Here is an 11,975-nt window from a genome sequence, read left to right on the forward strand (position 1 = left end):
AGTGACGAATTTCTCAACTCCTTTGTCGATTTCCCTAAGAGAGGGTAGTCTTCATACAGTACGAAACAAAAATTTGTTTAGAGATCGATCGAACTACTTTTTACGTATATATGGTTTTATGGTTCTGCACTCGCTGGCTTTGTTGAGATTTCAAAATTTCTACCAGTACTAAAGTTTGCAATGTCACCGAATTTGGAATGGATTGTTACCATTCTTCCCGAACATGCGTCCACTTGATTGGTGAGAAACTTTCCATTATTACCACTAACGTCTGAGGTTGCATCATAGTATTGTAATTGTTTGAATCCACCATTAGAAGGATTGATTTTCAATCTTGCTTGAGCCAGTGGGTACTGGAAAGTCCCTGAAGAGATATCAGGAGATATACCTGTGAATACATTGCCATTGTCTATTGCCAATAGATTCCCAACGATTTCTTGCCTTCCACTATTGAATGCTAAATTTCCTGGTAATACTTCTGGTACATTGTAGGCACTGGCTCCCAAAAATTGTCCCCAGATTAAACCAGTATTACCTTTGTCTGGTTTTAATATTTGGTAATTTCTGCGACCTGATGTTCCTTGGAAAGGATAGAACGTGTTAGGTGTAGGATACGGTTCCTCAGTTTTTCCAATCAAAAAAACTTCATTGTTAGCAAATAATGCTTTTTGTAAATTGAAAGTACCAACTGTATTAGTTGGTCCAAAATAACTCAATGCATCCCAAGTTAACCCGGAATTTATAACTCCATAAAAAACTCTGCTTTCATTCACTCTTGGGTGACCTGAAGTAGAAACAAAATTGTTTGATGTTCCTCCAGCAATTAAAATTTTGTTTCCATCTGATTTGAATAAAACTGCTTCTGTTAAAGTTCCAGTATTAGGCAAAAAACTTTGACTAAGTCCATTTCCATTTCCATCAACAACTGCAATTCCTAGTTCCTTTTGGCTTACCGTTGTTGCACTTGAGCCATAGATTGGATATGGAAGACCTGGGTATCCTAGCCCTATATTGTCTTGGGTTGGAGTTGAAGCCTCCGAAATTCCTTGGAAAAGGAGTGCAATTCGATCCAAGTTAAGGATGGACATCGCATAACTCTGTTTTTCAAGTCTTGTGTTGTCTTTATTCAAATAACCTTGCCAAACAATTTCTCCAGAATGTTGTTTAAGCCGAGCAAGGTAGAATGCATTAGTAGTTGTTTTTGCATTGGTTACATTTGACCTTCCTGCACCATTTACCAAAGCATAAACTGCCAAATCTCCGTTGGAAAATTCATCAATCGAGATGGTTTCTGGTATTGGCCAATCACCAACTCCATAACTCATTTCACCAATATAATCCAGCCATAATATTCTTGAAAAACTTTTGTCTATGACGAAAACAACTCCATTTAATGTCGAATTTTGATGGTTTGCATTAACTCCACCTGCACTCCCATTCCAAAAAAGTGGTTCTCCCGATATTGCAGTAACGACTGTATTTCCACTATTTAATACTTTGAGAGATAAAGGTATGATTAAAGTATTGCCACTTCCAAAGTGAAAATACCCGCTTGTATTTGGATTACATAAAGAATTTAGAAAGAAATTCCAGAGTGCAGTTTCAAAAAAACTCTTTGATCTTGGATCACTCGGATTGTTTAGTTCCAGTTTACAGTTATTAATTGGAAATAGAGAAAATAAAAGTGTTAGTATTAAGATTTTGATAGTCGGAGCTTTCTGATTAAAGTTGAATATCGACATAGTTCCCTTTCGGTTCCATTCAAAAAATCTGAAAAAGAGGAAGAATGGAATTAGAAAATAAAATTCGGTTTCCTAAAGGAATCGAAATACAAAATTTCACAAGTCTTTTGTGGGTTATGATAAGAAAATTGTTAAGAATTTTGTGGATAGTCCTAGTGAATTTTATAATTTTTTTAGATTTGATTTCTCTATCTGATCAGAAAACGAATCATTTTTTTAGAATGAATAAAGTAGATAGGAAAAGGATTCAAACAATTTACAAAGTAATTGTATGGTTTTTCTATAAGCTAATGAAAATTAGCTGTTCAGAAATTTTGCGATTAAATACATTAAAATTTGCATATTACATTTCTAGGCTAACTTTTTCATGCGAATTCCAAAATCAATTTTTCTTTTTATCTTTTTTGTTTTATTCACTAATCGATGTCTTTTATTCCTGCCCAATGGAAACAACGAACAAAACTTTAGTCCTTTTGCATTTTTACTCGGTCTTTTGGGAGGCTCCCCATCCTCAGCGCAAAACCTAAGCCCAGGAGCCACCGTAGACCTGTCAGGTGATGGTAAACCCGATGGAACCTTAGTGGATTCAGATGGGGATGGTGTTTCCGATGGAATCAACCTAACTGGTGGCACAACTCCCAATCTTATCTTAATCGATACCAATGGAGATGGAACTCCCGATGCAGTCGATGCCAATGGGGACGGGATACCCGATTATTACATTAGCCCCAACCCTCCAGGTTTTCTTACGACAGGCCCCGGAGGGACAGGAAATCCTGTGGTCATCATAGTCGATGGAAGTGGCAACCCTCTTGGTTTTGATACCGATGGGGATGGAACACCGAATGATACCGCGATTGTTACCATCCTTGGTGATACAACTCCACCCACCATCACCAGTTCCTTGGCAACGGGAACTTTCTCCACTACACAAACCACAACTCTCACATGTTCGGATAACAAAGCACCAGGTTCGATTGTATATACCTTGGATGCCTCGGCTCCTAGTTTCTCACCCGTAAATGGAACTGTCATTGCAAAGTCTTCCCAAGCAGTATCTTTATCCACAGAAGGAACCCATACCCTCCAAGCCCTCTGCCGTGACTTAGCGGGAAATTTTTCTACACCGATAAACATTGTTTATACGATCGATACCAAAATCCCAGCAGTGACACTTGTGAGCCAATCGGCAACTGCGATTAGTGCCAGTGTTGGTGCCATATCTAGTTCCACAGCCACTTGGAAATCCGATCGCTCTGGATCTTTTACCGTAAGAGAGGGAAGCTCTTGTGATTCGGGAACCGTCGCCACTACTGGTTCTGTCACTGCCAATGTAGACCAAACCTTTATTCGTTCTCACACTCACTTCACTGGTGAAGGTACAAAGACTTATCGTATTTGTGTGACTGCTTCCAATGGACTCGTTGGATTTGTTTCTTTGAGTTTGCAACGAGATGATACTGCACCCACTGTCACCGCATCTCCTGGTGCGGGAAGTTATGGAGAGGCAACTTCTGTTTCTCTATCTTGTTCCGATACTGGTGGTTCTGGATGTGAGCAGGTTGCTTATGCAGTGCAAGCTGGTTCTGCACCCTCAAACCCTGCCATCCAAGGTACGACAGGAACGGTAAGTAGCGGAAGCCTATACACTGCAGCCATAACCATGACCGATGGAGCTGTCACCTATACTAAGTTTGTGGCTCGTGACAAAGCAGGAAATGTTTCTAATGTAAGTTCTCAAAATTATACTGTGGACACACAAGTGGCCACCATCACCGTGAATTCCCATACAGCAGCCATCAATGGATCTTCAAATGTATCGGTGAGTTGGCAAAGTTCCAAAGCAGGAGCATATCATATTCGTTTGGGAGGATCTAGTTGTACCACGGGAACGGCTCTTTCCAATACCGGAAGTAACGCCAATGTGACTGGCAATGCTGCTGCTGCTACAGATATCACTTCTACGATTGCCAACTCGCATTTTGCGGAAGGAGATAATGCCCTTCGCATTTGTGTCGCAAACCTAATCGGTAGTTTTGGATCTACAACTCGCACTACAAACAAAGACACAACCGCTCCTATCGTCACGATGGCCTCTCCTTCTGGATCAGGACCTTTTGCATCGGGAACCCAACTCCAACTCAGTTGTTCTGATACTGGCGGATCTGGATGTGATAAAATTATTTATACATTAAATGGCGCAGAACCCGCGTTTGATGGGAGTGGTTCCGTTACCAATGGAACTGTGTATTCTTCTCCTGTGGCCTTATCCAATGGTAGCAACCAAGTCAAATACTTGGCTCGTGACTTGGCAGGAAACTTAAGCACTGCCGGAAACCAAAGTTTCCATGTGGGTCCACCAAATGCACCTGCTTTTGTAGAAGCGCAAGCCGGAGGAACCAGTGCCGTGGTTCAGTGGTGGCCTGTGACTGGAGCCACATCGTACGAAGTATACTATAGCACAAGTCCTGGAGTCACAACAGCAGCGACTAGTTTTGGACCAGTAGCTGATCCTTATGCAACGATTACAGGACTCAATGGTGGGACATTGTATTACTTTCGGGTGGTGGCAAGTAATTCGTTTGGAAGTAGTACGATTTCTTTGTTTGAGAGTGTAGCCATTACAACTGCAAGTGCGCCTGGATCCAGTGAAACCGGAATATATTTAGATTTTGCAGCGGCAGGGCAAATGTACCCTGAAATGGTAATTGATCCGATCAATAAAAAATTACTTATTTTAGCTACAATTAGTGTTCAAGCAAATCGAACCGGAGGAAAGTTAAATTTTACACGTTGTGATTTGAATGGTCTAAATTGTTCAATGGTAAATATCTCAGACGCAGTTTTGTTAACTCAAGCTGATGGATCGGGAAGGAAACCAAGCGCAGTAGTTGATACAATCAACGCAAAACTTTTGATAGCTACTGAGCATGACCGTAATCAAAAGAAATTGAGTCTATTTCGATGTGATCTAACTGGGAATAATTGTATTCATAAAGATGTTTCGACAACCACTGGCCAAGGAATAGGTTCCGGTTTAGATCCGAAAGCTATTTTGGATTCGATTAACAACAAGATTATCATTCTGACTAGGAAAAGTGGGAGTAGTGACCTTCTAAATTTATTTAGATGCGATCTTGATGGTAACAACTGCGAATACAAAGACATATCTTCTGTACAAAACAATAGTAGTGGATATATCCATAATTTGGAAATAGATTCTTTTCACAAAAAGTTAATGATTCTTACAACGAATGGAACAAACAATAACAAACCTAGTCTAAATATATGTGATTTAGACGGGAACAATTGTAATCATACAGATATTTCATCAAGTCAAGGTACAAATTCTGGTTTAAATCTGAATGCCAAAATCGATTTTAAGAATAAGAAATTACTCGTAGTGGCAACGAATGGCGCTAACAGCAGTAAACCTAGTTTATATAGGTGTAATTTAGATGGAAGCAATTGCAACCATAATGACCTTTCGGTAGGACAAGGAGCAGGCTCGGGAAGTTATCCTAATCTGAAAATTGATATAGTAAATCAAAAACTCTTAGTTGTTACGCACAACAGTTCTAATTCAGGCAAATTAAGTTTATTTCAATGTGAACTTGATGGCAACAATTGTAGTCATAAAAATATATCTCCTGATCCAGAATATTCTTCGATGGCAAATCCTGTATCTATTATAAACCCAATATCCGGTAAGTTAATGGTTTTATCAGTCAAAGGATTCGGTGCAGGTAACCCTAAGCTGGTGATATGGTAATCAGAATAGAAAAAGTTTTAAATGAATAAACAGTTGTTAATTAATGTTAAGGCAGTTAGTGCCAAACTTTAACAGGAATTTATTAATAAAAACTATGCGCCAGCGATTGCAGCGGAAATCCTTTCGCGATGCGAAAGATTGGAGCGTAAAGCGTGGTCGCTTACATCATTTTATATAGATACACTTAAGCAATTGCGAGGCGCCCAAACTTACGATTCTTAAGGCACACTTACATTTTCGATGGAAAGTTGTGTGGCTTCAATTGGTGGAGTTGTGGTAAATCTTGTGTAATTCAAACGAGTTAACTTCCCGGAACATACTTCTCGTATTTTGTCGGTTTGTTCCATGGCAGGCAGACTTAAGTTGGAAGAATAATGAAACCTGTTGAATGTTCCTTGTTGTGAGTTCACAAAAACATCGGCCAGTGTATAAGGGCCAGATCCACTACCAGTAATAGAATCGGGAAGGGAACTGAATTGGCCATTGATGGCAGTGGTTTGCATGCGAATTAAAAGTTGAGAATTGGAGAGAAGAATTGGTTCTGATTCTGTTCTTTCCATTACATTTTCTGCGGCGTTTCCTAAAAAAGAATTCCATAATACATTGCCAGTTGTATTCAACTTTGTTAAAATAAAATGTTTGTTCGTTCCATCTGCGCCAATGATTGGTTCAACGGGGCTTCCATAAGTATATCGACCTGAGCCAATCATATAAATCATATCATCTTTCAGGAAAAAACGAGAGGCACCGTAATCCAACTCCATAGTAGTTCCAAAATATTGATACCAAATGGTTGTTCCATCCGTTTCGTTTAGTTTCATAACGAAGGGCATTTGGTAAGTTGCATTGGGATGGGTAGTTCCATTGGCACCTTGGGAAGAGGTCCCGGTGACAAAAAGTCCATTGGCATTGGCTTCCGCTCCAAAGATAAAATCACTTCCAGCGCTTGTAAAAAATTTTTGGAAGATCATGGCTCCATTTTCATTCACAATTAGATGAATTGTGTCATGATCAGTATTGTCACCTAACGATGAATTGCTGATTGCAGGTCCGTCAACAAAGGAAGTATGAGCAGGACTACCCCCCAGATTTTCGATAAATACATGCAAACGGTTGGAAGTATCCATTGCAGAGACCACAAAATCTCCTATACTTGCAGAATCTAAATAAGTAAACCAAATGCGTGTTCCATCTTCTCGAATTCTTCCTACAAATAGTGCGGAAGTTGTACCAACTCCCGATTTTGCGTTGATCGTTCCCGGTTGTTCAGCTCCTTTTACAATGAATGCAACAGAAATATCTCCATTGGAATACTTTCTTAATTTTGGTCTATAGCTGACTTCTATACCAGCCTCTCCTAGATAATCGACCCATAAGATTTCACCATTAGTGCGTGAGACTCGCATCAAAAATGTGTTGAGGTTGATTCCGGGGCTTCCCGCAAAGTTATTTGTGACACCTGTAGGTGAGCCAGGAACTATATATTCTCTAGTAATCCCAGAAACTAAATAATCCCCGTTGGATAATATGATTAAATCAGATCCAGTTGTTTTGTAAACGCCGGTACCATAAGTTTTTTTCCAAGTTTGAAAATTGAGGCAAGGATCAGAAAGTAGGAAGGCCTTTAATAAATTAGTTAGAAAAAAATCTTTGGATCTTGGGTCACTGGGATTGTTTAGATTGAGTTTGCAAGAAAAAGTAAATATCGTAAATAAAACTGCGACAAAATAAAAAAAATTCATATACTTACTTTTCAACAATTGAGAATAAAAAATTTCCCAATGGAATGAGAAATAGCTTATATTTTTAGATCAATCGCTTTTTGATAGACTTCATCATATTCTAATTTTCTTTTTTTCCAACTCCAATCTAATTTCATAATGTTTTTCACTACAGCAGCATGGTCTTCAGAATGATATAAGTCTTTGGCACGTTCTAAAGCATAACCAATGGAACTCGCATCATTTGGTTCAAAAACAATTCCTGTTTTGTATTTTAATGCAGTAGATTCTTCAACTGTATCTCGTAAACCTCCTACACGAGAAACAATGGGAATCGTTCCATAGGCGTGACTATACATTTGGTTGAGTCCACAAGGTTCAAACAAAGAAGGCATAAGGAAAAAATCGCTAGCGGCTTCGATTTTGTGAGCCAAACTTTCGTTATATCCTCTGTAAAAATAAAATATGTCCGGAAAGTGATCGGAGAGATAAAAAAAAGCTTTTTCCATTTCCAAATCACCTGAACCAAGGACCACATAACGGTGTGGAAGGTGCCTTCTGTCCAGAAAGGCTTGTAAAAATGTAGGAAAACCTTTTTGGTAAGTAAGCCTTCCAATTAGTCCAATCAAAGGTACATCTACTGGTAAAAAAGGCCTTCCAATTTCCTTGTATAACTCTTCTTTGTTTTTTAATTTTCCTTCTTTCCAGTTTTTTTCGGAATAAGATTTAAAAATTCTTTTGTCTTTCTCTGGATTCCATTCTTCCGTATCGATTCCGTTTAAAATTCCAGAATAATCGGAAGATCTTTGTTTTAAACAATAACTAAGACCAAAACCATTTGGTTCAGACAAGGTTTCTTCTTTGTATCCGGGACTCACCGTTGTGATTTGGGATGCTGATAGAATCCCTGCTTTCATATAATTACATTTTCCGTCATTGTCAAAGGGACTTGTGATCAGGCGAAAAGGTTCTTCTTTTAAAAACCCGGTCATCCAATAGGGGTGGTCTCCTTGGTAAGCCAAATTGTGGACTGTGAAAACCGATGGGATAGGGAAAGCTGAATCTTTTTGTAAGGCAAGTGACAAGGCTGTATGCCAATCATGGGCATGAAATACATCTACTTTTAAAATTTGACTTAGCGCATAACAGGCGTAAGAGAACATTGCAAATCGAAAATGTTCTTCTGCATGTCCATAAATCGAGTTTAAGGATTGGAATAAGTCTGATTCAAAAAAGTACAATTTGACCTGAGACTCTTCCGCTTCCAGAAACCTAGAGTTTTTGAGTATGGAAATGACAAGGGAATCCGTTTTGGAATCGGCTGGGAGGAGAGCAGGAAACTCTTTCCCTGTCCATTTGGGTTCTTTTCCCATCGATGCGATGAAAGGCAATGCGACATAAACTTCTTCAGACTCTGCCTGTTCTTTGGTAAGGGAGGAAAGCATGTCGGCAAGCCCACCCATCTTAATGTAGGGAAAATATTCTGCGGATGCGTGGAGAATCTTCATTTTCTGTTATTGACACCGACTCGCAAAGTAAGAAGCTAGAAAAACACAAAGTGAAATCGAGGAGAGATCCATGTCAGTATCTACTAATCTAAAAGGCCTTGCTGAACTCGGCCTAAAACCGTCCGAAGTCTTCCATAACTTATCATACGAAGAAATTTACCAGCACGAATTGAATAACAAAGAAGGTGTTACTTCTGATAATGGAACGATGATGGTGGATACCGGGATTTTTACGGGTCGCTCCCCTAAAGACAAATACTTTGTCGATGAACCTTCTTCCCAAAACAACATTTGGTGGGGACCAGTAAACACGAAAGTTTCCGAAGCAATTTTTAACGAACTTTACGCAGAAGTAACCAAATTCCTAGATAACAAAAAACTTTATGTTTTTGATGGTCATGCAGGAACAAATAACGATACACGTATCTCTCTCCGTGTGGTTACGGAAAGAGCTTGGCAACACCATTTTTGCACGAACATGTTCCTTCGCCCAACTAAGGAAGAACTAGAAAAACTAAATCCAGAATTTACCATCATCAACGCTTCTGGTTACAAAAACGCAAAATACAAAGAACACGGCCTCAATTCTGAAGTGTTTGTGATCTTCCACTTAGCGAAAAAAATCTGTATCATCGGTGGAACCGAATACGGTGGAGAAATGAAAAAAGGGATTTTCTCCGTAATGAACTACTACCTCCCACTAAAAAATGTGCTCACAATGCACTGCTCTGCAAACGTTGGTAAAGATGGAGATAGTGCTCTTTTCTTTGGTTTATCTGGAACAGGAAAAACAACTCTTTCCACAGACCCACACCGCCGCCTTATTGGTGATGACGAACACGGTTGGGACGACAATGGAATCTTCAATATTGAAGGTGGATGTTATGCAAAAACCATCAACCTCGATCCAAAAACAGAACCAGAAATCTATGCAGCCATCCGTCGTGATGCACTTCTAGAGAACGTTGTGTTTGATGCGGCTACTAAAAAGGTAGATTACTCTTCTGCTGCAAAAACAGAAAACACCAGAGTATCTTACCCAATTTTCCACATCGATAACATCCAACCAGGATCCAAAGCAGGTCACCCAAATACTGTGATCTTCCTTACTTATGATGCTTACGGTGTTCTTCCTGCAGTTTCTAAACTTTCTATCGAACAAGCAATGTATCACTTCCTTTCTGGTTACACAGCTAAGGTTGCGGGAACGGAGCGCGGTGTGAAAGAACCACAAGCCACTTTCTCTGCTTGTTTCGGTCAGGCCTTTATGACACTCCACCCAACATACTATGCAAAGTTACTCGGTGAAAAAATGAAAAAACACCAAGTGAATGCTTACCTCATCAACACAGGTCTTGTTGGTGGAAAGTATGGTGTAGGAAAACGTATGAACCTTCCTGCCACTCGCCAAATCATCAATGAAATCTTAAACGGAAACATTGAAAAATCCGAGTTCGAAAAACACCCAGTATTCCAAGTGTCCTTCCCTAAATCCGTAAACGGTGTGGATGCACATATCCTCAACCCACGAAATGCATGGGAAAACAAAGAAGAATACGACAAAACAGCAACTGACCTTGCAAAACAATTCATTGAGAACTACAAAAAATACCTCACTGGTTCCAAAGAATTTGATTACAGCCAATACGGTCCAGTAGCGTAAGTTGTAAAAAAAGATTTCATCAAACATTGCCAACTTGCAATTGTAAGTTGGTATAGTGTAAAGGATGAATTGTGAAAGCCACTCAAAGGGAATCCCTGGGGTGGCTTTTTTTATGGATTTAGGCTTTATAACGTTAGAATTTTTGAACTAGTAACAAAGAGGCGACGTTGATCCCTACAAGATGGTAAGCACTGGAGATCGCACCATAGAGAATCGGTTTTGGAATATTCGGATTGATGGCAATATTAAAGGTATTCGCGGACAAAAATCCAATTCCAATGAAACTCCCCCAAACCAGGGCATCGGTTGATTTTTCGATTTCTAATCTAGAAAATAAGATGGCTGTGGTGATTATAATCACAAGTGTGCAAAGCATCGGGCCAAGTACAAAAATCATTGCTAACGGTGGTTCGGTGTCATTTTCTTTTCCGAGGGAAATTCGATACTGTTTCTTAAACAAAATCGTAAACCAAATAAACCCTAGAAAAGAATACAGAAATAATGCCAAAAACACATTAATCCAGTTCAAACTAAAAAAAATTTCTAACATAAACAATTTTCCTTTGATCAATAAGTTTTCCCTTTATAGCGGATTTTTCAAAGGAACGATTGTAAAAAATCAGGGTGGAGGAATTTTTTATACCAAATATTGTGTTGGAGTTTTTCCAGTGAAGGATTTGAATTCTTTTATAAAATGCGATTGGTCAAAATATCCAAAATCATAAGCAAGTCTAGTAAAAGAATTATACTTTGGAATTTCTCTTATCGCAGAACTCATACGAATGATAGATGAAATTCTTTTGGGTGTGCCTCCGGTGATTTCTCTAAATTTCTTTTCAAACGTATCTATACTTAAATTCACAATAGAGGCAACCTCATTGATTTTGATATTACCCTGGGTTTGGTTCATTTGTGAAATCGCCTCGATGATCCTTTTGTCTATCGTTTGCTTTTTAACTGCCTTCCATAAAAATTTTTCCAGTTCGTCTATCTTGGAGCGATTGTCCTTTGTTTCCAACAACTGGGAGTGCATCTCATCTAGAGCCGTTTTGTTCAATAAATCATACCCTGAAATGCCAATCTCGTTCAATTCATACATCGGCCGATTGAAAAAAGAAAATGCACCCCAGGGTTGAAACTTGACAATAATGATTTCTGAACCTTTTGAAAGTGTATTATGTTTTACTTTCTTTCGAAGTCCCGATAAAGAAATAGGTGGCAGCTGGTTCCGATCGGAATGGATACGATAATCATGGTTGCCTTTGAGTTTGATCGTCAAAACAAATGAATGATGCGGAATGATCGACTTACTAAAACTCTCATCACATTGGATGATAAGATAACTTTCGATATAACGAATGAGTTGTGGCCCAGGTTTGTATTCAGTGACAGTCGGCTCCATTGGTGATTCCAATGAACCTAATTCTGACTCTTTGTAAAGGATTTTCCTGATAGCGATAGCGTAGGAGGTTGAGGCATGTGATCAAGATTTAAACATTCAGAAAATGTGCGCCTCGAATCAGTTAGGTGATCTTTGTTTTATCCAAAAATCGATCGGGCTCACTCCGG

7 protein-coding genes are annotated in these 11,975 nt (G+C 39.1%); 2 read left to right on the forward strand and 5 right to left on the reverse strand.

Annotation, left to right across the window (positions count from 1 at the left end; all coding sequences use genetic code 11):
- Window positions 1-116: 116 nt before the first annotated feature.
- On the reverse strand, window positions 117-1,742 hold the full coding sequence (locus tag ND811_RS04380) for a hypothetical protein (RefSeq protein ID WP_265350185.1): 1,626 nt from the start codon (window positions 1,740-1,742) through the stop codon (window positions 117-119).
- 367 nt (window positions 1,743-2,109) lie between these two features.
- On the opposite strand from ND811_RS04380, the gene ND811_RS04385 reads away from it, so the two are divergent.
- Window positions 2,110-5,514, forward strand: a complete 3,405-nt coding sequence (locus ND811_RS04385) for a chitobiase/beta-hexosaminidase C-terminal domain-containing protein (protein WP_265350184.1) — start codon at window positions 2,110-2,112, stop codon at window positions 5,512-5,514.
- A gap of 218 nt (window positions 5,515-5,732) precedes the next feature.
- On the opposite strand, the gene ND811_RS04390 is transcribed toward ND811_RS04385, so the two are convergent.
- Entirely contained in the window at window positions 5,733-7,256 is a 1,524-nt protein-coding gene (locus ND811_RS04390; RefSeq protein WP_265350183.1) for a hypothetical protein, read from the reverse strand.
- Window positions 7,257-7,312: 56 nt separating this feature from the next.
- Window positions 7,313-8,743 carry a glycogen/starch synthase gene (locus ND811_RS04395; protein WP_265350182.1) on the reverse strand — a complete coding sequence of 477 codons (1,431 nt, stop codon included), beginning with the start codon at window positions 8,741-8,743 and terminating at the stop codon, window positions 7,313-7,315.
- A 70-nt stretch (window positions 8,744-8,813) separates the two neighbouring features.
- Between ND811_RS04395 and pckA the strand changes: the two genes are divergently transcribed.
- Window positions 8,814-10,406, forward strand: a complete 1,593-nt coding sequence (gene pckA / locus ND811_RS04400) for a phosphoenolpyruvate carboxykinase (ATP) (protein ID WP_265350181.1) — start codon at window positions 8,814-8,816, stop codon at window positions 10,404-10,406.
- Between the two features lie 133 nt (window positions 10,407-10,539).
- Here the strand turns inward: pckA and ND811_RS04405 are convergent, their stop codons facing one another.
- Both ND811_RS04405 and ND811_RS04410 read right to left on the reverse strand, forming a co-directional pair.
- Window positions 10,540-10,956 carry a DUF1761 domain-containing protein gene (locus ND811_RS04405; RefSeq protein WP_265350180.1) on the reverse strand — a complete coding sequence of 139 codons (417 nt, stop codon included), beginning with the start codon at window positions 10,954-10,956 and terminating at the stop codon, window positions 10,540-10,542.
- Window positions 10,957-11,043: 87 nt separating this feature from the next.
- Window positions 11,044-11,808: a helix-turn-helix transcriptional regulator gene (locus tag ND811_RS04410; protein ID WP_265350179.1), complete on the reverse strand. Its 765-nt coding sequence runs from the start codon at window positions 11,806-11,808 to the stop codon at window positions 11,044-11,046.
- Window positions 11,809-11,975 lie beyond the last annotated feature (167 nt).

This window comes from Leptospira soteropolitanensis (assembly GCF_026151655.1).
Lineage (GTDB): Bacteria > Spirochaetota > Leptospiria > Leptospirales > Leptospiraceae > Leptospira_A > Leptospira_A soteropolitanensis.